At 71.9% G+C, this 26,805-nt stretch carries 26 protein-coding genes; 7 read left to right on the top strand and 19 right to left on the bottom strand.

The annotated features are described in order from the left end of the window. Positions 1-25 precede the first annotated feature (25 nt). A complete protein-coding gene (locus DDW44_RS18915) occupies positions 26-979 on the bottom strand; it encodes a LysR family transcriptional regulator (RefSeq protein WP_026281572.1) in 954 nt (317 codons plus the stop codon). Between the two features lie 62 nt (positions 980-1,041). Between DDW44_RS18915 and DDW44_RS18910 the strand changes: the two genes are divergently transcribed. The 3 genes from DDW44_RS18910 (at position 1,042) to DDW44_RS18900 (ending at position 4,259) form a co-directional block, all read left to right on the top strand. After that, the gene (locus DDW44_RS18910; protein WP_108907154.1) at positions 1,042-2,337 is read left to right on the top strand and encodes an MFS transporter; all 1,296 of its coding nucleotides are present in this window, start codon (positions 1,042-1,044) and stop codon (positions 2,335-2,337) included. 182 nt (positions 2,338-2,519) lie between these two features. Continuing rightward, entirely contained in the window at positions 2,520-3,206 is a 687-nt protein-coding gene (locus DDW44_RS18905; RefSeq protein WP_026165059.1) for a L,D-transpeptidase family protein, read from the top strand. Positions 3,207-3,272: 66 nt separating this feature from the next. Then, complete coding sequence (locus DDW44_RS18900; RefSeq protein ID WP_108907153.1) at positions 3,273-4,259, top strand: sigma-70 family RNA polymerase sigma factor; 987 nt, start codon at positions 3,273-3,275, stop codon at positions 4,257-4,259. Here the strand turns inward: DDW44_RS18900 and DDW44_RS18895 are convergent. The 14 genes from DDW44_RS18895 to DDW44_RS18835 form a co-directional block, all read right to left on the bottom strand. Next, positions 4,243-4,566 (bottom strand): STAS domain-containing protein, encoded by a 324-nt coding sequence (locus DDW44_RS18895; RefSeq protein WP_108907152.1) that lies wholly within the window; start codon positions 4,564-4,566, stop codon positions 4,243-4,245. The genes DDW44_RS18900 and DDW44_RS18895 overlap by 17 nt on opposite strands. A gap of 99 nt (positions 4,567-4,665) precedes the next feature. Next, complete coding sequence (locus DDW44_RS18890; protein ID WP_108907151.1) at positions 4,666-5,256, bottom strand: Uma2 family endonuclease; 591 nt, start codon at positions 5,254-5,256, stop codon at positions 4,666-4,668. 169 nt (positions 5,257-5,425) lie between these two features. After that, complete coding sequence (locus DDW44_RS18885) at positions 5,426-6,703, bottom strand: thymidine phosphorylase (protein WP_017946428.1); 1,278 nt, start codon at positions 6,701-6,703, stop codon at positions 5,426-5,428. 117 nt (positions 6,704-6,820) lie between these two features. Beyond that, positions 6,821-7,300, bottom strand: coding sequence for a cytidine deaminase (locus DDW44_RS18880; protein ID WP_108907150.1), 480 nt, complete (start codon positions 7,298-7,300; stop codon positions 6,821-6,823). Then, complete coding sequence (locus tag DDW44_RS18875; protein ID WP_018889217.1) at positions 7,297-8,568, bottom strand: ABC transporter permease; 1,272 nt, start codon at positions 8,566-8,568, stop codon at positions 7,297-7,299. Before DDW44_RS18875 ends, DDW44_RS18880 begins: the two co-directional genes overlap by 4 nt. Beyond that, entirely contained in the window at positions 8,565-8,693 is a 129-nt protein-coding gene (locus DDW44_RS33220; RefSeq protein ID WP_267806531.1) for a hypothetical protein, read from the bottom strand. The genes DDW44_RS18875 and DDW44_RS33220 overlap by 4 nt, the downstream gene beginning before the upstream one ends. Next, entirely contained in the window at positions 8,690-9,799 is a 1,110-nt protein-coding gene (locus DDW44_RS18870; protein ID WP_108907149.1) for an ABC transporter permease, read from the bottom strand. Before DDW44_RS18870 ends, DDW44_RS33220 begins: the two co-directional genes overlap by 4 nt. Continuing rightward, entirely contained in the window at positions 9,796-11,364 is a 1,569-nt protein-coding gene (locus DDW44_RS18865; protein ID WP_078503372.1) for an ABC transporter ATP-binding protein, read from the bottom strand. The genes DDW44_RS18870 and DDW44_RS18865 overlap by 4 nt, the downstream gene beginning before the upstream one ends. A 224-nt stretch (positions 11,365-11,588) precedes the next feature. Then, entirely contained in the window at positions 11,589-12,635 is a 1,047-nt protein-coding gene (locus DDW44_RS18860; protein ID WP_018889219.1) for a BMP family lipoprotein, read from the bottom strand. 147 nt (positions 12,636-12,782) lie between these two features. Then, complete coding sequence (locus DDW44_RS18855; RefSeq protein ID WP_108907148.1) at positions 12,783-14,021, bottom strand: amidohydrolase; 1,239 nt, start codon at positions 14,019-14,021, stop codon at positions 12,783-12,785. Positions 14,022-14,501: 480 nt separating this feature from the next. Beyond that, positions 14,502-15,689 (bottom strand): hypothetical protein, encoded by a 1,188-nt coding sequence (locus DDW44_RS18850; protein WP_108907147.1) that lies wholly within the window; start codon positions 15,687-15,689, stop codon positions 14,502-14,504. Positions 15,690-15,694: 5 nt separating this feature from the next. After that, entirely contained in the window at positions 15,695-16,666 is a 972-nt protein-coding gene (locus DDW44_RS18845; RefSeq protein WP_108907146.1) for an N-acetylneuraminate synthase family protein, read from the bottom strand. A 23-nt stretch (positions 16,667-16,689) separates the two neighbouring features. Next, the gene (locus DDW44_RS18840; protein ID WP_108907145.1) at positions 16,690-18,084 is read right to left on the bottom strand and encodes an acylneuraminate cytidylyltransferase; all 1,395 of its coding nucleotides are present in this window, start codon (positions 18,082-18,084) and stop codon (positions 16,690-16,692) included. A 31-nt stretch (positions 18,085-18,115) separates the two neighbouring features. Further along, the gene (locus tag DDW44_RS18835) at positions 18,116-19,444 is read right to left on the bottom strand and encodes a DUF6716 putative glycosyltransferase (RefSeq protein WP_208647977.1); all 1,329 of its coding nucleotides are present in this window, start codon (positions 19,442-19,444) and stop codon (positions 18,116-18,118) included. Positions 19,445-19,643: 199 nt separating this feature from the next. On the opposite strand from DDW44_RS18835, the gene DDW44_RS18830 reads away from it, so the two are divergent. Then, positions 19,644-20,645 (top strand): glycosyltransferase family 2 protein, encoded by a 1,002-nt coding sequence (locus DDW44_RS18830; RefSeq protein WP_108907143.1) that lies wholly within the window; start codon positions 19,644-19,646, stop codon positions 20,643-20,645. Beyond that, positions 20,645-22,177 carry an alpha-2,8-polysialyltransferase family protein gene (locus tag DDW44_RS18825; protein WP_244224061.1) on the top strand — a complete coding sequence of 511 codons (1,533 nt, stop codon included), beginning with the start codon at positions 20,645-20,647 and terminating at the stop codon, positions 22,175-22,177. The genes DDW44_RS18830 and DDW44_RS18825 overlap by 1 nt, the downstream gene beginning before the upstream one ends. Before the next feature lie 106 nt (positions 22,178-22,283). On the opposite strand, the gene DDW44_RS18820 is transcribed toward DDW44_RS18825, so the two are convergent. Then, positions 22,284-22,661, bottom strand: coding sequence for a DUF397 domain-containing protein (locus tag DDW44_RS18820; protein ID WP_108907142.1), 378 nt, complete (start codon positions 22,659-22,661; stop codon positions 22,284-22,286). Further along, positions 22,642-23,496 carry a helix-turn-helix domain-containing protein gene (locus tag DDW44_RS18815; RefSeq protein ID WP_108907141.1) on the bottom strand — a complete coding sequence of 285 codons (855 nt, stop codon included), beginning with the start codon at positions 23,494-23,496 and terminating at the stop codon, positions 22,642-22,644. Before DDW44_RS18815 ends, DDW44_RS18820 begins: the two co-directional genes overlap by 20 nt. Before the next feature lie 136 nt (positions 23,497-23,632). On the opposite strand from DDW44_RS18815, the gene DDW44_RS18810 reads away from it, so the two are divergent. Together DDW44_RS18810 and DDW44_RS18805 are read left to right on the top strand one after the other, a co-directional pair. Continuing rightward, positions 23,633-23,848: a hypothetical protein gene (locus DDW44_RS18810; protein WP_108907140.1), complete on the top strand. Its 216-nt coding sequence runs from the start codon at positions 23,633-23,635 to the stop codon at positions 23,846-23,848. Further along, positions 23,836-24,267 (top strand): ATP-binding protein, encoded by a 432-nt coding sequence (locus DDW44_RS18805; protein WP_108907139.1) that lies wholly within the window; start codon positions 23,836-23,838, stop codon positions 24,265-24,267. The genes DDW44_RS18810 and DDW44_RS18805 overlap by 13 nt, the downstream gene beginning before the upstream one ends. A 163-nt stretch (positions 24,268-24,430) precedes the next feature. Here the strand turns inward: DDW44_RS18805 and leuE are convergent, their stop codons facing one another. Both leuE and DDW44_RS18795 read right to left on the bottom strand, forming a co-directional pair. Next, positions 24,431-25,090 (bottom strand): leucine efflux protein LeuE, encoded by a 660-nt coding sequence (gene leuE / locus DDW44_RS18800; RefSeq protein WP_017946445.1) that lies wholly within the window; start codon positions 25,088-25,090, stop codon positions 24,431-24,433. Between the two features lie 82 nt (positions 25,091-25,172). Beyond that, a complete protein-coding gene (locus DDW44_RS18795; RefSeq protein ID WP_108907138.1) occupies positions 25,173-26,753 on the bottom strand; it encodes an acyl-CoA mutase large subunit family protein in 1,581 nt (526 codons plus the stop codon). Between the last annotated feature and the right edge of the window lie 52 nt (positions 26,754-26,805).

Genomic DNA, 26,805 nt, shown 5'->3' with positions numbered 1-26,805 from the left:
ACCCGGCCGGACCGGTGCCGGTCGCTCAGTCCGGGAGCAGGTTCCCCCGGCGCGACAGCAGGAACTTCTTGAACGCCGCCACCGGCGGGGTGTCCGGGTGCCCGTCCAGCCACGCCACCCCCACCTCCCGGATCGCCCGCGGTGCCGTCACCGTCAGTTCGACCACCCCGGGGCGCGGCACCGCCGGCGGGGGCAGCAGCGCCACGCCGAGGCCGGCGGCGACCAGGCCGCGGAGCGTCTCCGCCTCCTCGCCCTCGAAGGCGACGCGCGGCGAGAAGCCCGCCTCGGCGCACAGCGCGTCGGTGATGCGACGCAGCCCGTAGCCGGGTTCGAGGGTCACGAAGGTCTCGTCCGCGGCCTCGGCCAGCCGGATGCGCTTGCGGCCGGCGAGCCGGTGGTCGTCGGGGACGACGAGCCGCAGCCGCTGCTCGTCGAGGCGCCGGGCGACCAGGTCCGGCGCGTCCGGGACCGGCGAGGTGAGGCAGAGGTCGAGCTCGCCGGCCCGGAGCCGCTCGATCATGGCCTCGCCGTAGTTCTGGACCAGCGTGAAGCGGACCCGGGGGTGGTCGACGCGGAACGCCCGGATCAGCTCGGGCACGGTCTCGGAGCCCATGGTGTGCAGGAAGCCGAAGGCGACCTTGCCCCCGGACGGGTCGGCGTCCGCGCGTACCGACTCCGCCGCCCGCTCGACCTCGCCGAGGGCCCGCTCCACCGAGGCCAGGAAGTCGCGGCCCGCGGCTGTCAGCGACACGGTGCGGCCCTTGCGCGTGAACAGCGCCACGCCCAGGTCCTGTTCGAGACGGACCATGGCGCGGGAGAGCGTCGACTGGGGCACGCCGAGCTCCTGTGCGGCCCTGGTGACATGCTCGTGGCGGGCGACCCCGGCGAAGTACGCGAGTCGGGGCGCGAGCAGCAGCCGCATGTCTTCTTCGTAACTGCTCGGTGACAGGCGGGCCGGTGAGCTGCGTTCATGCACCATGGGAACGATTAAAGCCGTTCTATGCATTGGACGCATCAAAAGGCCGTGTCTACCTTCGAGGTATGCCTTCCGCCAGTACCGGGGCGCCCACCACCGTGGGTGCCCTCTCCTCGCCGTCCCCCGAACCCACCCCGCCCCGGCTCGCCCCCGGGGTCCCCGGCTACCGGCGGATGAGCCTCGCGCTCTTCGCCGCGGGCGTCGCCGCCTTCGCCCTCCTCTACTCCACCCAGGCCCTGCTGCCCGCGGTGTCCGGCGAGTTCGGCGTGACCGCGAGCGCGGCCAGCTGGACCGTCTCCGCGGCCACCGGGGCGCTCGCCCTGTGCGTACTGCCGCTCAGCGCGCTGTCCGAGCGGTTCGGCCGGGTGCGGCTGATGACGGTGTCCCTGGTGGTGGCGACGGCCCTCGGGCTGCTGGTGCCGTTCGCACCCGGCCCGGAGTGGCTGGTGGCGCTGCGTGCGGTGCAGGGCGCGGCGCTGGCGGGCATCCCCGCCTCGGCGATGGCGTACCTGGCGGAGGAGGTGCGCCCGAAGGCTCTGATCGCGGCGATCGGGCTGTTCGTGGCGGGCAACAGCATCGGCGGGATGAGCGGCCGGATCGTGACCGGCTGGGTCGCGCAGCTGTGGGGCTGGCGGGCGGCGCTCGCCGCGGTCGGGCTGATGGCGGTGGTCTGCACCGTGGCGTTCCGGCTGCTGCTGCCGAAGGCGCGGCACTTCACGCCCGGTTCGCTGAACCCGGGCGCGCTGGCGCGCACCGTCCGCGGCCATCTGTCGGACCCGCTGCTGATGCGGCTGTACGGGATCGGCGCGCTGTTCATGACGGTCTTCGGCGCGGTCTACACCGTGATCGGCTACCGACTCGCGGACGACCCGTTCGGCCTGCCCCAGGGGGTCGTCGGCTCCGTCTTCCTGGTCTATCTGGTCGGTACGGTCTCGTCGGCCGCGGCGGGCCGCCTGGTGGGGAGGCTCGGCAGGCGCGGTGCGCTGTACCTGGCGGTGGGCACGACGGCGGCGGGTCTGCTGCTGTCGCTCGCCGACTCGCTGACCGCGGTGCTGCCGGGCCTGGTGCTGATCACGGCGGGCTTCTTCGCGGGGCACGCGGTGGCCTCCTCCTCGGTCAGCCGGACCGCGACGACGGGCCGCGCGCAGGCCTCGGCCCTGTACCAGTCCGCGTACTACCTGGGCAGCAGCGCGGGCGGCACGCTCGGAGCGGTCGCCTTCCACTCCGGCGGCTGGGCGGGCACGGTCCTGCTGGGGCTGCTCGCGGTGCTCGGGGTCGTCTCGATCACGCTGTACGGGTCGTACGCGGCGCGGGCGCGGGCACGCCGTCCCGTGCTCTCCGCGGCGGCAGCGCGCCACTGAGGCTGGTGTGACGGCGGTGGCGGAGATCCGCCGGGTCCCGCCGCGTCCCCGCCGAGACCCGCCGAATTCACGGCCTCCTCCCTACAACCACGGCTCCCCCGCACGCGTCCAAAGGTCAAGGCAACCGCGTCGGGCGTACAGGGGAGTTGGTGACCGTGGGCCGCACAGGACAGTGGGGGACCATACGGAGACGGGGTGGCGTCGCCCTCGGCGTCGCGGGGCTGGTGGTGCCGCTGAGCCTCGCGCTCGGCGCCGCACCGGCCCAGGCGGCGTCGTGCACGACGTCGACCGGGCCGTACCAGAAGGAGGTCGAGAAGTTCATGGGCCTGAAGGTCGACGGGCGGCAGTCGCCGTCGGACTGCAAGGCGATCCAGACCTTCCAGCGCTGGCACGGGATCACCCCGACCATCGGCTACGCGGGTACGGTCACCTGGCGCACGATGAGCACGATCCTCGCCCAGCGGGCCGCGGGCACGACCCCGAACAAGGCCGGCGCGTGCCCGACCAACAAGGGGCGCATCGCCTGCGTCGACCTGACCAGGCAGCTGAGCTGGATCCAGGACGGGGCGAAGCTGACGTACGGGCCGGTGCCGGTGCGGACCGGGCGGGACGGCGCGGAGACCCGGACCGGCGCGAAGCGGATCTACTACCGCAGCGCCAACCACTGGTCGACGCTCTACAAGGTGTGGATGCCGCACTCGCAGTTCTTCGACGGCGGGCAGGCGTTCCACTCGGTCACCAAGAGCATGTACAACCCGCCGGGCTCCGCGGGCTGCGTCAATATGCGGCCGGCGGACGCCAAGGCGTACTGGAACCTGCTCCGGAACGGGGACGACGTGCACGTCTACGGCCGCAAGCCCGGCACCTGAGGCCCATTGTCAGTGCCCCCCTGTAGCGTCCGAAGGGCTGGAGCGGACGGCGACAGGGACAGACCCATGAGTGATCAGGCGACGGCACAGGACCTCGAATCCGGGCTGGAGGGCTACCGGAAGGAGCTCACCGGATACTGCTACCGCATGCTCGGCTCGGCCTTCGAGGCCGAGGACGCGGTCCAGGACACCATGGTGCGGGCCTGGAAGAACCTCGAGAAGTTCGAGGGGAGGTCCTCGCTGCGTTCCTGGCTGTACCGCATCGCCACCAACGTGTGCCTGGACATGCTGCACGCGGGAAACCGCCGGGCCCGTCCGATGGACCTGACCGAGGCCACCCCGGTGGCGCAGGCCCGGCTCACCGCCCGTCCGGAGATCACCTGGCTGGAGCCGGTGCCGGACGGGCGGGTGCTGCCGTCCGTGGCCGACCCGGCCGACACGGCGGTGGAGCGCGAGTCGATCAGGCTGGCGTTCGTCGCGGCGCTGCAGCGCCTGCCCGCGAAGCAGCGCGCGGTGCTGATCCTGCGGGAGGTGCTGGCGTGGAAGGCCGCCGAGGTCGCCGAACTCCTGGACACGTCCGTCGCCTCGGTCAACAGCGCGCTCCAGAGGGCCCGTGCCTCCCTCGCCGAGTACGCCCCCTCGGACTCCGATCCGGCGGACCCGCTCGACGAGGAGCAGCAGAAGCTGCTGGAGCGCTATGTCGCCGCCTTCGAGGGGTACGACATGACGGCGCTGACGGCGCTGCTGCACGAGGACGCCACCATGTCCATGCCGCCGTACGACCTGTGGCTGCGCGGCCACGACGACATCGTGGGCTGGATGCTCGGTGTCGGCGAGGTGTGCCGCGGCTCCAAGCTGGTCCCCACGGTGGCCAACGGGTCGCCCGCGTTCGCGCAGTACCACCCCGGCCAGGACGGCGAGGGCTATGAACCCTGGGCGCTGATCGTGCTGGAGGTCGCCGACGGCAGGATCGGCGCGATGGACTTCTTCCTGGACGCCAAGCGGTGGTTCCCGCTGTTCGGGCTGCCGGAGCGGCTCAGCTCCGGGGACTGACCGGCGCGGGCCAACCCGGGTCGCCGTCGTCCAGCCCGACGAGGGCCAGCAGGGCGAGCAGTTCGGGACCGGCGTTCACCAGCCGCAGCTCCCGGCCCAGTCTCCGCGCGGTCAGCCGCAGCCGTGCGACGGCGTTCACGGCCGTCAGATCGGCGACGGCCAGCCGCCCCGCGTCACACACGACCTCCCGGCCGGTGCCGTCATCCGCGGCGGTATGTCTCCGCAGCCGGGCGCACAGCAGCGGCACATCGGCCGGGGTGATCCGGTCGCCGAGTTCCAGAACGATCGGCTGTTCGACACTGTCCACATGAGAGGAGACCGTGCCCGCCGCGGCAACTCATCGGAGCCGCGCGGTCACATCCCGCGCGAGGCGGGCAGGGGCGGGCAGGGAAGTCCGCGCGCGCTGTCAGCCGGCGGGGAAGGCGCCGGTGTCGATCGTGAGGTCGAAGGGGGCGGGGATGCGCAGCCCTTCTCCGTACTTCACCGTGTCGAGCGCGCGGTACATGGCGTTCCTGGGCTGTCCGTACAGGGTCGCTGTGGGCCGCCCCGAGTGCCAGCTGTCGAGCAGCAGATACAAGGGCACTCCGGCCGTCGCATAGCCGTGCAGCTTCTCGATCCGGTCGTGGTTGGCGTTGGACTTCGAGGTGATCTCGACGACGAGCAGGGCGGCTGCGGCAGGGATGTAGTGGCCGGGTTCGTCGAGAGCCGCCTCGGGCGCCACGACCAGATCCGGAATGAACATGCCAAGCCGAGAGGGAATGGCCACGGCCAGGGTCTGGTAGACGCCCCAGTCTTCGGGAATCACCGTGTACAGCTGCCGCTGGACCCGCTGGGCGACGCTGTTGTGGCTGTTCGCAGGCGTGGGTGACACGGTGACGATCCCCTCGATGATCTCCACCTTGCAGCCCTCGGGCGCGTCCGTCTCCTCCCAGAGACGGACGAGGTCGTCCCACTCCTGGCCGTGAGAGGCCGGTGGGTCGACGCTGAGTGCGCTCATGGCGGTCTCCTCTGTCGGTGCGTCACCGAGTCCAGCATGCCGAACGGGACCGGCGGCCCACCACCGGTCCCGTTCACCCGAAGGAAGTCGCCGACCGGGAACGGGTCGGCGACCGGGAGGACGTCACCGCCCCGGAACGCATCGGGGACGGGTGACGCGCAAGCCCGGATCAGGCGATGCGCTCCAGCACCACCGGGGTCGCCTCGTGGGCGGTGCCCGGTGCGGCGATGTCGAAGGAGCCCTCCAGGGACCGCAGGGCGTAGTCGAACTTCTCGGGGGTGTCCGTGTGCAGGGTCATCAGCGGGGCGCCCGCGGTGACCTCGTCGCCGGGCTTGGCGTGCAGTTCGACGCCCGCACCCGCCTGCACCGGGTCCTCCTTGCGGGCCCGGCCGGCGCCCAGGCGCCAGGCCGCGACACCGACCTCGTAGGCGTCGAGGCGGGTCAGCACACCCGAGGCCGGAGCGGTGATCACATGCTGCTCGCGGGCGACCGGCAGTGCGGCGTCCGGGTCGCCGCCCTGCGCGGCGATCATGCGGCGCCAGACGTCCATCGCCGAACCGTCGGCCAGGGCCTTCGCCGGGTCGGCGTCCTTGACGCCGGCCGCGTCGAGCATCTCGCGGGCCAGCGCGAGGGTGAGCTCGACGACGTCGGCGGGGCCCCCGCCCGCCAGCACCTCGACGGACTCGCGGACCTCCAGGGCGTTGCCAGCGGTGAGACCGAGCGGCGTGGACATGTCGGTGAGCAGCGCCACCGTCCTCACCCCGTGGTCCGTGCCGAGGCCGACCATGGTGGAGGCCAGCTCCCGGGCGTCCTCGATGCTCTTCATGAAGGCGCCGGAGCCCACCTTCACGTCCAGCACGAGCGAGCCGGTGCCCTCGGCGATCTTCTTGGACATGATCGAGGAGGCGATCAGCGGGATCGCCTCGACGGTGCCGGTGACGTCGCGCAGCGCGTAGAGCTTCTTGTCGGCGGGGGCGAGCCCGTCGCCGGCGGCGCAGATGACCGCGCCGGTGGTGTCGAGGACCCGCAGCATCTCCTCGTTGGACAGCAGCGCCCGCCAGCCGGGGATGGACTCCAGCTTGTCGAGGGTGCCGCCGGTGTGGCCGAGGCCGCGGCCGGACAGCTGGGGCACGGCGGCACCGCAGGCGGCGACCAGCGGCGCCAGCGGGAGCGTGATCTTGTCGCCCACGCCTCCGGTGGAGTGCTTGTCGGCGGTCGGACGGGACAGCGACGAGAAGTCCATGCGCTCGCCGGAGGCGATCATGGCGGCGGTCCAGCGGGCGATCTCGGCGCGGTTCATGCCGTTGAGCAGAATCGCCATCGCCAGCGCCGACATCTGCTCGTCGGCGACCTCGCCGCGGGTGTACGCGTCGATGACCCAGTCGATCTGCTCGGGGGAGAGTTCGCCTCGGTCGCGCTTGGTGCGGATGACGGAGATGGCGTCCATGTGCTGTGGGGTCCTTCCGGGTGCGAACCAGGTGGTGCGGAAATGTCGCGGCCCCTCCGCCGGAGCAGCGGAGGGGCCGCCGGGTCGTGGCTGCGGGGCCCAGTGCCCCTCGGGGCGCTAGCCGAGCTTCTCGGGGCCGGGCCTCTCGGGGCCGAATCCCTCCGGGCCCGGCTTGCCCGGGCCGAGCTTCTGCGGGCCGAAGGCCAGGGGCAGCATCTCGGAGAGGGGCAGGACGCCCGCCTCGGTGTCCAGCAGCATGGCGGGCCCGCCGAACTCGTACAGCAGCTGGCGGCAGCGGCCGCACGGCATCAGTACGTCGCCGTTGCCGTCCACACAGGTGAAGTGCGTGAGCCGGCCGCCGCCCGAGGCCTGCAGCTGCGACACGAGTCCGCACTCGGCGCACAGCGACAGGCCGTACGAGGCGTTCTCGACGTTGCAGCCGCTGACGGTGCGCCCGTCGTCGACGAGGGCGGCCGCGCCGACCGGGTAGCCCGAGTAGGGGACGTACGCGTGGGACATCGCGTCCCGCGCCGCCTCCCGCAGGGCCGCCCAGTCGACGGCGCCGGCCTCGGCGGCCGGGGCGGGGCCGGGCGTCACTTGCCCTGCCCCTTCTTGTACGGCTGGCCGTCGGCCTTCGGCGGCCGCAGGCGCTGCGCCGACAGCGCGAGCACCAGGAGGGTGGTGACATAGGGGGCGGCGTCCACGAACTGGCTGGGCAGCGCGTCGGTGAGCCCGTACCAGGCGAAGAGCATGCCGGCGACGGCGAGGGAGATCGCGCCCTGCCAGTACTTCTTCTTGTACAGCTGCCAGGCGAAGGCCAGCACCAGCAGGATCGCCAGCAGCAGGAGCATGGCGTGGACGTTCTCCGCGCCGCCGCGCAGCTTGAGGCTGTCGGTGAAGCCGAACAGCCCGGCGCCGAGTGCCATTCCTCCCGGCATCCAGTTGCCGAAGATCATCGCGGCGAGACCGATGTAGCCGCGGCCGCCGGTCTGGCCCTCCTGGTAGATGCCGGTGGAGACGATCACGAGGAAGGCGCCGCCGAGTCCGGCCAGCGCGCCGGAGGCGATCACGGCGATGTACTTGTACTTGTAGACGTTGACGCCGAGGGTTTCGGCGGCGACGGGGTTCTCACCGCAGGACCTCAGCCGCAGGCCGAAGCCGGTGCGCCAGAGGATCCACCAGGTGGCGGGCACCAGCAGCAGCGCGATGACCGTCAGCAGGGAGAGGTCGGTGACCAGGCCGCCGAGCACGCCCGCCAGGTCGGAGACGAAGAACCAGTGCTTGGCCTGGAGGTCCGCCAGGGCCTCCGAGAGCCCGGGAATGGTGATCTCGGGGATCTGGTCGATGCGCGGGGACTGCTTCGAGGAGCCGCCGGGCTCCTCGGCGAAGGTGAAGTTCGACAGGTAGCGGGTGACGCCGACGGCGAGGATGTTGATGGCCACACCGGAGACGATGTGGTTCACGTTGAACGTCACCGTCATGATCGCGTGCAGCAGGCCGCCGAGCGCGCCGCCGACGACGCCCATCAGGACGCCGGTCCAGGGGCCCCACTGGAACCCGGCCCAGGCACCGAACCAGGTGCCCATGATCATCATGCCTTCGAGGCCGATGTTGATCACACCGGCCCGTTCGGCCCACAGGCCGCCGAGTCCGGCGAGGCCGATCGGGACGGCCAGCTGGAGGGCTCCGGAGACCTGGCCGACCGAGGTCAGGTCGTTGGCTCCGCTGATCACGCGGACCAGCGAGAACAGCGCGAGACCGGCCGCGATGACCAGCAGGATGACGGGCAGCGACAGCGTGGGGCGTCCACCGCCCTTCCGGGGCGCGGTGCTCGTCATCGAGACCGTGCTCGTGGACTCGCTCATGCCGTCCTCATTTCGTTCTCCCCCGGCGCCGGCGCCTGGGTGGTGACCCGTTCTCCGCTCCCGCGGCGCAGCGCCGCGGCCTTCGTCGTCGTCTGCGGCCCGCCGGCCGCGCGCGCGTCACTCACAGCGCAACCTCTTCCTTGTTCCTGCGGGCCTGGGCGGCGAGTTCCTCGCCGACCTTCTGCTGCTGGCGGCGGAGCCCGTACTGGCGGACCAGTTCGTAGGACACGACGACCGAGATCACGATGAGTCCCTGCATGATCGTCGCGATCTCCTTCTCGTAACCGAACTGGTCCAGGTCGGCCGAGGTCTTCTCGATGAAGGAGATGAGGAGCGCGGCGAAGAAGATGCCGATCGGGTTGTTGCGGCCCAGCAGGGCGATGGTGATGCCGGTGAAGCCGACGCCGGCCGGGAAGCTCAGGCTGTACGTGTGGGTCTGGCCCAGCAGCAGCGGCATACCGACGAGACCGGCCATCGCGCCCGAGATCAGCATGGCGGTGAGGATCATCTTCTTGGAGTCGACACCGCTCGCCTGGGCCGCGGACTCGCTGGCACCGGTCGCGCGCAGGTCGAAGCCGAAGCGGGTGCGGTTGAGCACGAACCAGTAGACGATGCCGAGGGCGAAGGCCACGAGGGTGAAGCCGTAGACGGTCCCGCCCTCCATCGCCAGGCCCGGGAACCAGCCGGACTCGGCGATCTCGCCGGTGGTCAGGTCGTTCGAGCCGGGCAGCTGCTCGCCGAGGTTGGCGGGGAGGATCATCCAGGCGATCAGGCTGGTGGCGATCGCGTTGAGCATGATCGTGGAGACGACCTCGCTGACCCCGCGGGTGGTCTTCAGGATTCCGGCGATACCGGCCCAGAGCGCCCCGACCAGCATGGCGACGATCACGATCAGCAGGATGTGCAGCGGGCCGGGCAGTTCGACGGACGCGCCGACCACGGCGGCGAGCATCACGGCGAGGCGGTACTGGCCGTCCACACCGATGTTGAACAGGTTCATCCGGAAGCCGACGGCCACGGCGAGCGCGGCGAGGTAGTACGTGCCGGCCTGGTTGAGGATGTTGACCTGGACGTCCGTGAACTCGGCCGTCTGGAACATCAGCCGGTACGGCTCGATCGGGTCGCGGTCCGAGACGAGCAGCACCACGGAGGTGAGCAGGAACGCCACGACCAGGGCGAGGCCCGGGCCGGCGATGCCGAGGAGCAGCCGGTCCTTGTCGAACTTCTTCATCGGCCCTCACCGTTCTCGTTGTGCTCGAGGTGGCCGGTGGCGGCGCCGGTCATGGCCGAGCCCAGCTCCTCGGGGGTGATCGTGGCGGGGTCGGCGTCCGCGACCAGCCGGCCGCGGTACATCACCCGCAGGGTGTCGGAGAGCCCGATGAGCTCGTCCAGGTCGGCGGAGATCAGCAGCACCGCCAGGCCCTCCCGCCGCGCCTCGCGGATCTGGTCCCAGATCTGCGCCTGCGCGCCGACGTCCACGCCCCGGGTGGGGTGGGCGGCGATCAGCAGCTTGGGGTGGTGGCTCATCTCGCGGCCGACGATCAGCTTCTGCTGGTTGCCGCCGGACAGGGACGCGGCCGTGACCTCGATGCCGGGGGTGCGGACGTCGTACTCGCGGACGATCCGCTCGGTGTCCTTGCGGGCCGCCTTGAGGTCGAGCAGGCCCTTGACGCTGTTGGGCCGCTCGGTGACGTGGCCGAGGATGCGGTTCTCCCAGAGCGGCGATTCGAGCAGCAGGCCGTGGCGGTGGCGGTCCTCGGGGATGTACCCGATGCCGTCCTCGCGGCGCTTGCGGGTCGGGGCGTGCGAGATGTCCGTCCCGTCGAGGGTGATGACGCCGCCGTCGGGGTCGCGCATGCCCATCAGCGCCTCGATGAGCTCGGTCTGGCCGTTGCCCTCGACACCGGCGATGCCCATGACCTCGCCCTTGTGGATGGTGAGGGTGATGCCGTCGAGGACCTCGCGGACGACGCCGTCGGGGTCGGTCGCGGTCAGCCGCAGCCCGTCGACGTCCAGCATCGGCACGTCGGTCACGGTCGACTCGCGGGTCTCCGGCGAGGGCAGCTCGCTGCCCACCATCAGCTCGGCGAGCTGCTTGGGGGTGGTGGTACGCGGGTCGGCGGTGCCGACGGTGGTGCCGCGGCGGATGACGGTGATCTCGTCGGCGACCGAGAGCACCTCGCCCAGCTTGTGGGAGATGAAGATGACGGTCAGGCCCTCGGCCTTGAGCTCGCGGAGGTTGTCGAAGAGCGCGTCGACCTCCTGCGGGACCAGCACCGCGGTCGGCTCGTCGAGGATGAGGGTGCGGGCGCCCCGGTAGAGCACCTTGAGGATCTCGACGCGCTGGCGGTCGGCGACGCCGAGCTGCTCGACGAGGACGTCCGGGCGGATGTTCAGCCCGTACGCGTCGGAGATCTCCTTGATCTTGTTGCGGGCCTTCGCCCCGATCCCGTACAGCTTCTCGCCGCCGAGTACGACGTTCTCGAGCACGGTGAGGTTGTCCGCCAGCATGAAGTGCTGGTGGACCATGCCGATACCGGCCGCGATGGCATCGGCCGGGCTGTGGAAGCCGACCTGCCTGCCGTCGATCGTGATGGTCCCCTCGTCCGGCTTCTGCATGCCGTAGAGGATCTTCATCAGGGTCGACTTGCCGGCACCGTTCTCACCGACGAGGGCGTGGACCGTGCCCTTGCCGATGGTGATGTCGATGTCGTGGTTGGCGACGACGCCGGGGAAGCGCTTGGTGATGCCGCGCAGTTCTACAGCCGGCGGCGTTGACGGACTGGACGCGTTGATGACGCACTCTCCTTGGCGGGGAAGGAGCGAGAAGCAGTGGGCAGGGCGGACGCCACGAGGGTGTCGCGGGCAGGGAGTGGGGCGAAGTTACCGCGCCCACAGGGGCTCTACGCGCGTAGCGATATCGAATAGCGAAAACCGATGGCCAGAACCCGGCCCGGGGTCCGGAAGGGCGGCTCGCGCTGCCCTTCCGGACCCGGGGACCATCGGATCGGGCCGCTCGGTTACGGAGCGGTCTTGACCTCGATCTTGCCGGCGATGATGTCGGCCTTGGCCTTCTCGACCGCGGCGGTGACGTCGGCCATCTTGGTGAAGGCCGGGTTGGAGGTGGCCAGGCCCACGCCGTCCTTGTCCAGGCCGTAGCGGATCTCACCGGACTGCGGCTTGCCGTCCTTGACCGACTTGATGAGGTTGAAGACGGCGTCCGAGACGTCCTTCGTCACCGAGGTGAGGATGGACTCCTTGTACGCGGCCAGGCCCTGCTGGTTGTACTGGTCCGAGTCGACGCCGATGGCCCACTTCTTGGCCTTGGCGGCCGCCTCGATCGAGCCGGAGCCCGCGAGACCGGCGGCGGCGTAGATCACGTCGGCGCCGGCGTCGAGCTGGCCCTCCGCCGCGGCCTTGCCGAGGTCCGGCTTCGAGAAGCCACCGAAGTCCGGCGGCTGGGTCAGGTATTGGACCTTGACGTTGACGTTCTTGTTGGTGTCCTTGACGCCCTGGACGTAGCCCGCCTCGAACTTCTTGATCAGCGGGGTCTCGACGCCGCCGATGAAGCCGACGGTGTTGGACTTCGTCACCTTGGCGGCGGCGACACCGGCCAGGTAGGAGCCCTGCTCCTCGTTGAAGACCAGGTTGGCGATGTTCTTGCCGGTCTTGGAGGTGTCGTCGATGAGACCGAAGGTGGTGTCCGGGAACTTCGGAGCGACCTCGGCGATGGCCGGAGCGTAGGCGAAGCCGACGCCGATCACCGGGTTGTTCCCGGCGCGGGCCAGCGACGTGAGGCGCTGGACCTTGTCCGGGTCCGCCTCGCCCTCGCTGGGCTCGGCCTCGGTGCCCTTGACACCGAGCTCCTTCTCGGCCTTGGCGAGGCCCGCGTAGGCGGCGTCGTTGAACGACTGGTCGCCGCGGCCGCCGATGTCGTAGGCGATGGCCGCCTTGGTACCACCGTCCGAGCCGGCCTCGGACGAGGTCTTGCCGCCACACGCGGTGGCGGACAGCGCGAGAGCCGCGGACGCTATGCCCACGGTGGCGATCCTGGTGATCCGGCGCACTGAGGAGCTCCTTATAAACCTGACCGAAAGCGCCACTTCCGGCGCTGGTTTTGCGGCGATCGTAACGCGCGTAGATGTCAGGTAAAGACGTGTTCGACAGCCGTTATCGGATCGTCGCGTTCGGCGAACACAAGGTGAACTGTCCGGTTACGATCGGTGTTCGTCAAGCAGCGCCGCCGCGGTGAAGAGTTCGACGCCGACACGGATGGCCTCCTCGTCCACATCGAAGTCGCCCCGGTGCAGGTCGAGACGGGTGCCCGACCCCGGGGCACGGACGCCCAGGCGGGCCATGGCGCCCGGGACGTGTTCCAGGTACCAGGAGAAGTCCTCGCCGCCGAGGCTCTGCTCGGTGTCCTCGATCGCCTGCGATCCGCGCCGCGCGGCGTGGGCGTCGTGCAGCAGCTCGGCGACCACGGGGTCGTTGACCACGGGCGGCACCCCGCGGATGTAGTTGATCTGGGACTTCGCCCGGTGCAGGGTCGCGATCTCGTCGACCGCCGCGTGCACCAGGTCCGGGGCCTCCCGCCAGGCCGGCAGGTCCAGGCAGCGGACGGTGCCTGCGAGCTCCGCGTGCTGCGGGATCACGTTGCAGGCGTGCCCGGACTCGATGCGGCCCCAGGTCAGGGCGAGTCCGGAACGGGTGTCGACCCGGCGCGCCAGCAGCGCGGGGACCTCGGTGACGATCTTGGCGGCGGCCGTGACCAGGTCCGTGGTCAGATGCGGGCGGGCGGTGTGGCCGCCGGGCCCGTCGAGGGTGATCTCCAGCCGGTCGCACGCCGAGGTGATCGGGCCGATGCGCAGCCCGATCCGGCCGGCGTCCACACGGGGGTCGCAGTGCACGGCGATGATCCGGCCCACGCCGTCCAGCACCCCGGACTCGATCGCGTCGGCCGCGCCGCCCGGCAGCACCTCCTCCGCGGGCTGGAAGATCAGCCGCACCGGGTGGGGCAGCAGCCCCTGCCGGTCGAGGTCGGCGAGGACCAGCCCGGCGCCGAGGACCACCGTGGTGTGCACGTCGTGGCCGCAGGCATGGGCCCGGTCCGGCACGGTCGAGCGGTACGGCACTCCCACCTTGGTGTCCGGGATCGGCAGGCCGTCGATGTCGGCGCGCAGCGCGAGCATGGGCCGCACCCGGTCCGTACCCACGTCGCACACGAGTCCGGTGCCGGTCGAGAGCACCTGCGGGTGCAGGCCGGCGGCCTCCAGCCGCGCCTTGATCGCGGCAGTCGTGCGGAACTCCTGGTTCCCCAGTTCCGGGTGCATGTGCAAGTCCCGGCGGAAGGCGATGAGTTCGTTGCGCAGGGCGTCGGGCAGCGTGCCGGGCAGAACGTGGTCGCCGGGCAACTCGGCTTCGCCGGGGAGGCCGGCGTCGGGCTCGCGGGACATCAACTGGTTCACCCGTTGAAGAGTAGGCCCCTTCAAGGCCCAACTAACTCGAGATCAACAAAAGTTCAGCCCTATAGGGGGAAGAGAATGCGTCTGACGACGCATGGCCGACGTTCGGTGTGGGTAAGCTCACCCGCTCCTGACCACGATATGGACTCTCCGCCCTCCTGTCTCGTCCGTGTCGCCCGTACGTCGCCCGTACGGGTACCCGGGGCCGGGCGGCGGGAACGTCCGTACGACGGGCGGGCCCGTCCACCGGGCCCCTCCGCACCGGCCGGCCCGCCCCGCAGCCCGTCCCGCGCGGGCGCCGTGCGCCGTACGGTCAGCCGTGGGCGGCGCGGGGCCCCGGTCCCGGCCCCGGTCCGGACGGACCGGGCTGCGGGGCCCGTCCTGCCGGTCTCCTGACCACCCCCACCGTCTCCGGCGCTCCGGGCCGCTCGCGGCCCCGGGCCCTGGTCCGTCTGCCTGGTCCCCCGCGGCTCAGGCGGGCGCCGAGAGCCGGTGCACATGCCGCGCCGTTCCGGTGACCCCCGCCAGGAAGCCCTGGGCCCGGGGGGACGCCGTGTCCCTCAGCCACTCCGGCGCTATGTCGCACACCGCCACCGTCACACCGGTGCCCGCCAGCGCGAGCGGCAGGGTGTGCACGACGGTGGAGGGGAAGCTCAGCACCGTACGTCCGACCGGGCCGCGCCGGGCGATCAGCTCCAGCGGGAGATCGGGCCGGACGATCTCCAGACCGGTGGCGGCGGCCAGCCGGTGCAGCTTGTCCGTGCCCTCCCGGCGATGGGCGAAGTAGCGGGTGGCGCCGTGCGCCCGGGCGAGCGAGCCGACGGCCTCCAGATACGGCTCGGGATCGACCACTCCGGTCTCCACGAGCGAGGTCCCCACCAGGTCCGCGCCCCGGGTGAGCAGCGGCGGGCCGAACCGCGAGCGGGTCCACCGGAAGCGGTTCGCGGTGACGGTGATGCCCTCCGGGGCCTCCTCCACGGGCATCGCGGTGAAGAGCTCCACCTCGCGGCGGCCCGACGGGGTGAGCCGCCGCCGGGCGGCCGCCGAGACCGGCGCGAGCAGCAGCTCGCGCGGGCCGCGGCGGCCGCGCCGGTGCCAGCGCACCAGCCGCTCGCCGCGCGTCAGCTGCGCCACGAACTCCATGGTCGCCGTGCCGTCGTCGACCACCGTCAGCCGCCTGGTCCCCACCAGGGTGAGCAGGAGCTGCACGTAGCGGGAGAACGGGTCGCCGATGACGATGCGCTCGGCCCGCCGCAGCTCGGGGCCCAGCGCGCGCACGGTCCGCACGACCGCGTCCGCGCCGCCCCGGGCCTCCTGCCAGCGCACCGTGATCCCCTCGTCGCGCGCCAGCTCGGCCATCCGGCGGAGCTGCCCGCGGGACATGGGGTCGGTGGGCGAGAGCACGACGACCATCAGGTCGCCGCCGCGGACCGCGACGGTCGGTTCGCCACCGCGGACCGCGTCCGTCGGTTCGCCACCGCGGACCGCGTCCGTCGGTTCGCCACCGCGCGCCGCGTCCGTCGGTTCGCCGCCGCGGGCCCTCCCGCCCCGGGCCGCGTCCGGTCCCGGCTGGGCGGGGACCGCGTCCGGGGCGGGCGCGTGTGCCCACTCCAGGACGTTGAGCAGCTGGACCGGGCTCTCGACGAAGGCGAGGTCCATGGTCGTCAGACCGCGACCGGCTCGGCCCGCTCGCTGCCCTCGGCCCCGGACTCGGCCCCGGACTGGGCCCCGGACTCGGACTGGGCCTCGGCGACGACGCCGGGGACGCGGCGGAGCTTCTTCATCGGGGCGAGCTCGGAGTCGTAGACCTTCTTCACGCCGTCGCCGAGCGCGGCCTCGATGGTGCGGATGTCGCGGACCATGCGCTGCAGACCGCCGGGCTCGACGGAGGCGGCCTGGTCCGAGCCCCACATGGCGCGGTCGAGGGTGATGTGGCGCTCGACGAACGCGGCGCCCAGCGCGACGGCCGCGAGGGTGGTCTGCAGACCGGTCTCGTGCCCGGAGTAGCCGATCGGGACGTTCGGGTACTCCTGCATCAGGGTGTTGATGACGCGGAGGTTCAGCTCCTCGGCCTTGGCCGGGTACGTCGAGGTGGCGTGGCAGAGGAGGATGTTCTCGCTGCCGAGGACCTCCACGGCGTGCCTGATCTGCTTCGGCGTCGACATGCCGGTGGAGAGGATGACCGTCCTGCCGGTGGCGCGCAGCTCGCGCAGCAGCTCGTCGTCCGTGAGGGAGGCCGAGGCCACCTTGTGGGCGGGAACGTCGAACTTCTCCAGGAAGGCGACGGCCTCGGTGTCCCACGGGGAGGCGAACCAGTCGATGCCGCGCTCACGGCAGTGCGCGTCTATGGCCCGGTACTCGTCCTCGCCGAACTCCACACGGTGGCGGTAGTCGATGTACGTCATCCGGCCCCACGGGGTGTCGCGCTCGATGTCCCACTGGTCGCGGGGCGTGCAGATCTCCGGGGTGCGCTTCTGGAACTTGACCGCGTCGCAGCCCGCGTCGGCGGCGGCGTCGATCAGCGCGAAGGCGTTGTCCAGGTCGCCGTTGTGGTTGATGCCGATCTCACCGGTGACGTAGACGGGCCGGCCGGGACCGGCGGTCTTGCTGCCGAGGGTGCGCAGACGGGGGTTCATGACGGGGTTCCTTACGGTTCGGCTTACTGGGTGGGGGTGATGAGGGTGGGACCGAGAAGCCAGGCGGCGATCTCCCGGACGGCGCCGGCGCCACCGGGGGTGGTGGTGACGGCGCGCGCTGCGGCACGCACGGAGTCGTGCGCGCTCGCGACGGCGACGGGCCAGCCGACGAGCCCGAAGCAGGGCAGGTCGTTGACGTCGTTGCCGGCGTAGAGGACCCGCTCGGGCGCGACGCCGCTCTCCTCGCACCACCGCTTCAGGGCGGCGTCCTTGCGGTCGATGCCGTGCAGGACGGGGAGGTTGAGCTTGCGGGCGCGGGCCGCGACGACGGGGTTCTGTTCGGTGGAGAGGATCAGCAGCTTCAGCCCGGCGCGGCGCAGCGCGGCGATACCGAGGCCGTCGCCGCGGTGCACGGCGACGAGCTCGCGGCCGTCGGAGTCGATGAGGACGCGGTCGTCGGTCTGGGTGCCGTCGAAGTCGAGGACGACGGCGTCGACGTCCGCGCGGGTGGGGACGACCGCCGGGTCGAGCAGCGGCGCCAGGGCGCGGGCCCGGGCGAGGTCGTGCGGGTCGTCGATCTCCAGGACCCGCGCGGGGTCGGTCTCGACGAGCGCGGTGCGCCCGAAGAACCGGTGCCCGTGGACGCGGAGGCCCCGCGCGTCCATGGCGTACGCGGCGCCGGTCTCCAGGAAGTCCTCGGGCCGGTCCTGGCGGCGGGGGCGGTGGCTCTTGTCGTGGTTGACACCCCGGCCGTCGTCCCCGGCGGCGCCGTTGGCCCCGGCGGGTGCGGGGGTGCCGGCGGGCGCGGGGGTGCCGACGGGTGCTGGGGCGTCCGTCGCCGGTCGGGCGGCGGCGGGTTCGAGGGTGCCGAAGAGCGCAGGAGTGCCGGCGGGCGCAGGAGTACCGGCGGGCGCGGGTGTGCCGGCGGGTGCGGGGGTGTCCGTCGCCGCCGGTCCGCGGCGCCAGACGAAGGCGTGGAACGGGGCGACCGTGACCGCGGTGTCCGCGCCGTCCTTCGCCACCGCGGAGGCGACCCTGTCGATGTCGTCGCTGGTCAGGAAGGGGCTGGTGCACTGGACGAGGAGGACCACGTCGACGGTGCGGCCGTGCGCCGCCTCGTAGGCTTCCATGGCGTGGAGCACCGCGGACTCGCTGGTCGCGGTGTCGCCCGCGATGTCCGCCGGGCGGTCGACGCAGTGCACCCGGCCGGCCGCGCCGAGGGCCGATCCGGCCGCCCGCACGGCGTCCGCGATCGCCGGGTCGTCGGTGGACACCACGACATCCGTGACCAGGGGGGAACCGGCGCAGGCCCGTACGGCACGCGCGACGAGCGGGACGCCGCCGACCGCGGCGAGGTTCTTGCCGGGCACACCCTTGGAGCCGCCCCTGGCGGGGATCACGGCGAGGACGGTGGTCATGGGGTGGGACTCCTTCGAACCTTCGGGTCGGTCACAGCTCGCCCATCCGGCGGATGACGGGCGCCACGCGCTGCACGCCGTGGCGGTAGGCGCCGCGTGCCACGCCGCGCACCGCGTCGCGCAGGACCCGGTGCAGCCCGGTGGGCTCGTCGGCCGGAGCGGCTCCGGGCAGTGGGCCGCCGTCCGCGGCGAGGCGGTGGCGGGCGAGGATCCCCGGCAGATAGCCGGGTGCCGTCGCGGGGGTGTAGTACGGGGCGACGGGCGGCAGCTCCGGCTGCCGCAGCAGTCCGGCGACGCGTTCACGGGCCGCGTCGAAGGCCTTCTCGTACGTCCCGTCGGCGGCCACGCCCTGCCGGGCCAGCCACTCCTCGTCCGGTTCGGGCCGGTGCCCGGCGTCGAGCCGGTCCCAGGAGGTGAGCAGCCCGGAGCCGAGGAAGTGGTGGTTGCCCAGCGCCTCGCGGACGCCGAGGTCGGTGAGGATCGCGGTGGGGACGCGCCGGTGGAGCGCTTCGAGCGCGGCGGTCGAGGAGACGGTGACCAGCAGGTCGGTCCGGTCCAGGACCTCGCCCATGTGCCCGTACACGAGGCTGAGGTTCGGCGGCAGCCCGCCGGGGAGCCGCTCGGCGAGCCGCTGGTACGGCAGCTCCTCCAGGTGCGTGGTGTGCTCCCCGGGCCGGGAGCGGAGCTTGAGCAGCACCTCGCGGGAGGGGTGGAGCCTGGCGTGCCCGGCGAGCCTGTCGAGCAGGTACATCCGGTCGGCCCGGCTCTCCGGGACGGACGGCTGGACGGCGAAGACGACCGTGTCCCGGCCCTCCCGCCGCTCGTACGGGGCTCCGCCGAGGAACGGCAGCGCGGCCTCGGTCACCGCCGAGGCGTCGGCGCCGACGCCCTCGTACACGGCGCGGAACCGGTCCGCGTCGTGGCGGGAGTTGGCGAGCACGACGTCCGCGCCGTGCCGCAGCAGCAGCCCGTCGGCGAGCTTCTCGTAGACGACGCCGACGTAGCCGGTGACCAGCACGGGCCGGCGGGGCAGCCGCAGGGCCGCGATGCCGTGGAGCATGGCCTGCACGGCGCCGCCGACGAGGGCGAGGACGACGACGTCGTACCCCTCGTCGCGGATCGCCCGGAGGAACTGGGCGCCGGTGACCTCGCGCACGGAGTCCGTCCCGACGCCGACCTCGGCGAGCTGCCGCGCGGTGGGCGTCGCCCTCCCCCGCAGCAGGAACCCGGCCGTTTCGGCGGGGCGGCCGGGGTGGTCAGCGGCGGCGATGCGGCGCGCGGTGAGCGCACCCCACTTCCACCGGGTGTCGGAGTCGGCGAGCACGGCGACGCGCGGCGCCTGGCTGGTACGTGATGGCACGTCGAGGACGTTAGAAAGGCATTCGGCTCGGCGGCCCAACTGGGCAGCAACAGATGGTTAACAGCGCGTCGACGAAAGGCGAAAGCGCCCGGGGGGCGCCGGGGAGGCGTCCGGGTTAACAGTTCCGCCGCGCCTTGTTCACCCGCCGTCCTTTCGGCGGTCAGAGCGAATGACGGGGCCCGCGCCTAATGTCCGGCGCGTGGTCAAGCTCTCGGTCATCGTGCCCTTCTACAACGTTCGGTCCTATGCGCCCGACACCCTGGGAAGCCTCCGGGCCAACGCCCGGGAGGACTTCGAGTTCCTGCTCGTCGACGACTGCTCGACGGACGGGACGCCGGAGATCCTGGAGCGTGCGGAACGCGAGGTGCCGGGGGCGGTGCTGATCAGACACGAGCGGAACGGCGGGCTGGCCACGGCCCGCAACACCGGCCTGGACGCCGCCCGCGGCGAGTACATCGCCTTCCTCGACGGCGACGACTGGCTGGCTCCGGGCTACTACGAGCGGCTGCTCGCGGCGGCCGAGGGACTCGGCGTCGACTTCGTCCGCACCGACCATGTGCAGTGCACGGGCCGGGAGCGCAAGGTCTTCCGGGTCCCCGTCGGCCGGCGGAACGAGGTGCTCCGGCCGCGCGACGCGATCCTGCCCGCCGACCGGTCCACCTCCGTCGACTACCCGATGGCCTGGGCCGGGATCTACCGGCGCGACCTGCTGGACCGGGGACTGCTGCACTTCACGGACGGGCTGCGCACCGCCGAGGACCGGCCCTGGATCTGGCGGCTGCACCGCGAGGCGGAGTCCTTCGCCGCGGTCGGCCTGCTGGGGATCTTCTACCGTCGGGGGGTCGCCTCGTCGCTGACGCAGATCGGCGACGTACGGCAACTCGATTTCATCAAGGCATTCGACCAGGTACTCGAGGAGACCGCGAACGATCCGGAATCCGGGCGGCTGCTGCCGAAAGCCGTCCGGACCTACTGTGCCGTCATCTCCCATCACCTGGCATCGATCGAAAGGTTCGAACCGGCCGTGGCCCGGAAACTGCGTTCGATGAGCGCGGACGCCCTGCGCAGAATGCCGCAGGACATTCTCGGAAACGCGCTCGACGGCATGGACCGGGAACGCTCCTCCCGGCTGCGCAGGCTGCGCAGGCGCCCGGCCGTCGCGCCGGCGGTCTCCACCTCCGCCATGGCGGGTGCGGCCTGATGCGTACGGACACCAACACGGTCCAGGGCACGGGCACGGCACCGGACACGAGCGCCGCCCCGCACACGAACACCGTCCCGGGCACGAAAGCCGCACCGGGCACAGCCACCGCCCCGGGCACGAACACGGCGCGGACCACGCAGATCTTCTTCGCCTCCACCCTGTACGGCGCGGCGACGCTGGCGGCCGCGCTCGACAGCGGCCGCTTCGCCCCGGCGGACCGGCGGCTGCTGCTGGTGAGCAACAACGCGGCGACCCCGGAGACGGCGCCCCCCGTCGACCGGATGCCGGGCTTCGAGCGGCTGCGAGGCCGCTTCGACGGCGTGCTGTCGTGGAACGAGGCCATCGCCCCCTTCCATCCGGGCGGCTGGTCGCCCCGCCCGGACGACGTCCCGATGTGGGAGCGGTATCTGCGGATGCTGTGGGGCCTGGGGGACGACCGGATAGAGCTGGCCCTGGAGTCCATCCAGGTCAATCCGGCGCTCGCGGTGGCCCAGTTGTTCCCGGACGCCCGTCTCGACGTGTACGCGGACGGGCTGATGAGCTACGGCCCGACCCGCAACAAGATCGACCCGCTGGTGGGCGAGCGGGTGCGCAGGCTGCTGCACCTCGATCTGGTGCCGGGGCTGACGCCGCTGCTGCTGGAGGAGTTCGGGGCCCGGCCGGAAGCTGTGCCGACCGAGGCGTTCACCAAGGTGGTCGCCGAACTAGCCGACCCCTCCGACCCCGCCGACCACGCGGCACTCGCCGAACTCGCCGAACCCGATGCAGCGGGCTCCACGGCCGGCGCCTCCGACCGCGCCTCCGACGGTTCCTCCGGCCGTGCCGGCGAGCAGCCCGCGCTGCTGCTCGGGCAGTACCTCGCGTCCCTGGGCATCCTCACCGCCGAGGAGGAGGAGGCCCTGCACCTGCGGATGGTCCGGGGCGCGGTCGCCCACGGCCACCGCCGGCTGGTCTTCAAACCGCACCCGGTGGCGCCCGCGGCGTGGTCGCGGGCACTGGAGCGCGAGGCGGAGAAGCTGGGCGCCGAACTGACCGTGCTGGACCGGCCGGTGCTGGCCGAGGTGCTGTACCGGCAGCTCAGGCCCGCGCTGGTGGTGGGGTGCTTCTCCACGGCGCTGCTGACCGCGAGCACCTTCTACGGCATCCCGGTCGCGCGGGTCGGGACGGAGCCGCTGCTCGACCGGCTGAAGCCGTACCAGAACAGCAACCGGGTGCCGGTGACGCTGGTCGACGCGCTGGTTCCCGACCTGGAGAGCGGCCGCCCCGGCTCCCCGCGCCCCGCGGACGGGGAACTGTCGGGGCTGGTCCGGGCGGTCGGGTTCGCGATGCAGCCGCAGATCCGGGCGGATCTGCGCCCGGCGGCGGAGGCGTATCTGACGGCCCGTCTCACGGACGGCAGCGCCCGCTACTTCAAGCGCCGCCGCCTGACGGTCCTGGGCCTCCCCGGCGGTCTCCCGGTCCCCCGGCACGCCGCGATCCGCCGCGTGGCCCGCCGAGTCCGCCGCATCAAGCGCGCCGCGCTCGGCTGACGGGCTTAGCTGACGGGGCTTCCCCGACGGGAGCGGGCGGGAGCGGGCGCTGGTGACGGAGCCTGGCACCTCGCCCGCCCCGGTGGGGCGACCGCAAGGCTTTGGGTTACGAGCTCAGCTGAGCGGGGCCGTCCTTGAGGGCCCCGACGAAGGACGCCCAGGCGCGGGCCGGGACCACGAGGACGGGGCCGTCGGGCATCTTGGAGTCGCGGACGGGGACGACGCCGGCGAGGCCGTCGGCGACCTCGACGCAATCGCCTCCGCTGCCGTTGCTGTGGCTGCTCTTGCGCCAGGGGGCGGCGCCGAGGAACCCTTCCGCGACCTCGACACAGTTGCCTCCGCTGCCATTGCTGTAACTGCTCTTGCGCCAGCGGGCGGCGCCGAGGAACCCTTCCGCGACCTCGACACAGTTCCCACCGTCACCGTTGCTGTGGCTGCTCTTGCGCCACGCGACAGTGCTCAAGTCAATTCGGATGCTTGCCATTTCGGTAGTCATCAGCCGCTTCCTCGATCAGGGCGAGGGACGCCTCGGGCGGTAGTGCGGCGGCCCTGAGCAGATCGTACGACCGGCGGTACTCCTTCACGAGGGCCGGATCGTCGATGGTGTCGCCAGTGTGCAGCCCCTCGGTGTAAACCAAGGGCGGTGCGTCCGGAAAGGTCATGATCATGGCAGTGCCGAGCATGAAGGGATGCGGGCCGCGGTTCCACGGGAGGATCTGTGGAACGATCCGGCGACGGCGCGCCAACGCCGCGACACGATCCAGCTGTTCGGCCATCTCCTCGGGCGAGAGGATCGGCTGACGGAGCAGTGCCTCGGACACAACCACCCAGTACATCGGGATCTTGTGGTCGGTCTCGAAGAGATGAGCCCTCGGCATGCGGGCGTTGACCCTCTCCTCCACTTCCTCGTCTGGCGCCAGCGGGTGCGTCGCGCGCACCACCGCCCGCGCGTACGCCTCCGTCTGCAGCAGGCCCGGAATCAGCGTCGGGCTCCACTCCTCGATCGTCTCCGCGTGCTTCTCCGCCTCCAGCACGCGCTCGAAGTACTGCGCGTGCCCCCGCCGTCTGGCCTTCCTCACGTCCTCGCACCGCCGCTTGAAGAAGCCATCCGTCTTGAGCACCCGGTCCGCGTGTTCCGCCAGCTCCGCCGGCATCCGCCGCTCGCCGCGCTCGATCTCGCTCAGGTGGCTGGGTCCGTAGAAGCTGCCCTCGACCAGCTGCTGGAGGGTGAGTCCGGCATGCTCCCGCTGCCAGCGCAGCTCCTTGCCGTAGAAGGTGGGGACACCCTCCGAGCCGTCGATGTCCTTGCGTCGCGCCATCGTTCACCGTTCTTTCCCACCTGCCGGTGGTATGCACGCCGTTCACGGCCGGGAACCCGAACCTCTTTCACGGTAGGGCCCGCCACGCCAGTGTGTGAGTGATTCGTCACAGAGCGCACAGGAAGGCGTGCCCCCCATGTACGACGCGACGGACGCGGACGAGTGCACCGAACAGCTCCGCGCCGCCCTCGCCGCCCACGGCATCACGCTGCCGTCTCTCGGCATCGACCTGCCGAGCTTCGCGGCCCGTGGCCCCGGCCGGCCCCTCATCTCGCTGGGCAACTGCAACCTGGCCACCGCCCGAGCACTGGTCGCGGCCCTCCGCAAGGGGGTTGCCCGATGCGACGGCTGACCCTGGATCTCCTCGCGACGCCGGAGGCCGTACCCGGCGTGCGCCGCACCGTGCGCGAGTACCTCGGCGGCGTCCCCTGCGCCGACCTCCAGCTGTGTGTGAGCGAGCTGCTCACGAACGTCATCCGGCATCTCGGGGACGGGGTGCCGGTCACGATCCGCGTCACCTGCGCCGCCGACGGCGGTCGTACGCGGCTGGAGGTCACCGATCCGGCCCCGCGCGCCTCGCCCGTCCGGTGCCGGACCGCTGCGGCCGACGACGAGTCCGGCCGCGGCCTCGCCCTGCTCGATGCGGTGGCCGTGCGCTGGGGCGTGGACGAGGGGCCCGGTACCAAGACCGTCTGGTGCGAACTGCCCGGAGAGGGCGCTGCGGGTATGCGACTGCCCGGTTCGGCTCACGAGGCTTCGACGGTCCGCTGAAGGCCGAGGGGAGGACGCCCAGCAGGTGGACGGCGGCACGGGTGGACGGCGGCAAGGGTAAACGGCGGCGCCCTTCGCCTCAGGGCAGCGGTCTACGCCTCACGGCAGCCGCCTTCACCTCACGGCAGCGGACCACCCGCAGCGGACGAGTCCGCCCGACAGGTCAGGCGCTGCTGAGCGACAGCTTCACGGCGAAGCCGAGGAACAGCGCGCCCGCCGCCGACGTCGCACCGGCCGACAGCCTCCGGCGGCGCCGGAAGGCGGCGGCCAGATGGGTGCCGGTGAAGATCAGCAGGGTGAGGTAGAGGAAGCTCGCCAGCTGGGCGAGACCGCCGAGCACGGCGAAGGACACCGCCGGATAGGCGTAGGCGGGGTCGACGAACTGCACGAAGAAGGCGATGAAGAACAGGATCGCCTTCGGGTTGATCAGGCTGATCACCAGGGCCCTGCGGAACGGCCGCTCACCCGCCGCGGACGCGTCCGCCGCCTGCCCGCCCGGGGGTTCCGCCAGCTCCCGGCGCGAACGCCACATCGACCAGGCGGCGCGCAGCATGCCGACTGCGAGCCAGGTCAGATAGCCCGCGCCGGCGAACTTCACCGCCGAGAACAGCACGGCGTTGGCCTGGAGCAGCGAGGCGACGCCCGCCGCCGACAGCACCATCAGCACGGTGTCGCCGCACCACACACCAGCGGCGGCCTGGTATCCGGTCCGCACACCCCGGCGTGCGGCGACCGAGAGCACATAGAGCGAGTTCGGCCCCGGGAGGAGGATGATCAGGACAAGTCCCGCGAGATACGTCGGCAGATCGGTGACACCCAGCATGAGGCGGAGTGTCGCACGCGGGTACGACTCCCCGCCTCTGTGTTCCGGATGGTGGAAAGTCGATCAGAACGCGGAAAGGTGATCAGAACACCTCGCTCGGGACGTAGGTGCCCCACACCTCCCGCAGGGCGTCGCACACCTCGCCGACCGTGGCACGCGCCCGCAGCGCCTCCTTCATCGGGTACAGCACGTTGCCCGTCCCGGAGGCGGCCTCGCGCAGGCCGCCGAGGGCCGCGTCCACGGCGGCCCGGTCGCGTCCCGCCCGCAGCTCGGCGAGCCGTTCGGCCTGCCGGGCCTCGATCTCCGGGTCGACGCGCAGCGGCTCGTACGGCTCCTCCTCGTCGAGGGTGAAGCGGTTGACTCCCACGACGACGCGTTCGCCGCCGTCCGTCTCCTGCGCGATGCGGTAGGCGCTGCGCTCGATCTCCCCCTTCTGGAAGCCGCGTTCGATGGCGCTCACCGCGCCGCCGAGGTCCTCCACCTTGCGCATCAGCTCCAGCGCCGCGGCCTCGATGTCGTCCGTCATGCTCTCGACCACGTAGGACCCGGCGAACGGGTCGACGGTGGCGGCGACGTCGGTCTCGTACGCGAGGACCTGCTGGGTGCGCAGGGCAAGCCGGGCCGACTTGGCGGTCGGCAGGGCGAGCGCCTCGTCGAAGGAGTTGGTGTGCAGCGACTGGGTGCCGCCGAGGACGGCCGCCAGGCCCTGCACGGCGACGCGCACCAGGTTCACCTCGGGCTGCTGGGCGGTGAGCTGCACCCCTGCGGTCTGGGTGTGGAAGCGCAGCGCCAGCGACTTGGGGTTGCGCGCGCCGAACTCGTCGCGCATCACCCGGGCCCAGATGCGGCGCGCGGCGCGGAACTTCGCGACCTCCTCCAAAATGGTCGTGCGGGCGACGAAGAAGAACGACAGCCGGGGCGCGAAGTCGTCCACGTGCAGGCCGGCCGCGAGGGCCGTCCGGACGTACTCGATGCCGTCCGCCAGGGTGAAGGCGATCTCCTGCACGGGCGTCGCCCCGGCCTCGGCCATGTGGTAGCCGGAGATCGAGATGGTGTTCCACTGGGGGATCTCGGTTCTGCAGTAGCCGAAGAGGTCGGCGGCCAGCCGCAGCGAGGGCTTGGGCGGGAAGATGTAGGTGCCCCGGGCGATGTACTCCTTGAGCACGTCGTTCTGGACGGTGCCGGTCAGCCGGTCCGCCGGCACGCCCTGCTCCTCGCCGACCAGCTGGTAGAGGAGCAGCAGCAGCGCGGCGGGCGCGTTGATCGTCATGGACGTGGAGACCTGGTCCAGCGGGATGCCGTCCAGCAGCGTCCGCATGTCCTCGATCGAGTCGACGGCCACGCCGACCTTGCCCACCTCGCCGTGGGCGATCGGCGCGTCGGAGTCGTGCCCCATCTGCGTCGGCAGGTCGAAGGCCACGGACAGGCCGGTCGTGCCGTGCGCGATGAGCTGCTTGTACCGGGCGTTGGACTCGGCGGCCGTGCCGAAGCCCGCGTATTGGCGCATGGTCCACAGGCGGCCCGTGTACATGGACGTGTGGACACCCCGGGTGAAGGGGTACGAGCCGGGGTCGCCCAGCTTCTCGCCGGGATCCCACCCTTCGAGGTCGTCCGGTCCGTAGACCGGCTCGATAGGCAGACCCGACTCGGAGTCGCGTGCCATGTGGTGTGCCTCCCGGTACGACTACTCGCTGGTACGCAACCCTCGCGGCGGC

This window comes from Streptomyces tirandamycinicus (genome assembly GCF_003097515.1).
GTDB classification, from domain to species: Bacteria; Actinomycetota; Actinomycetes; order Streptomycetales; family Streptomycetaceae; genus Streptomyces; species Streptomyces tirandamycinicus.
Note: the sequence above shows the minus strand (reverse complement) of the source record. Positions and strands in the feature narration are given on the sequence as shown.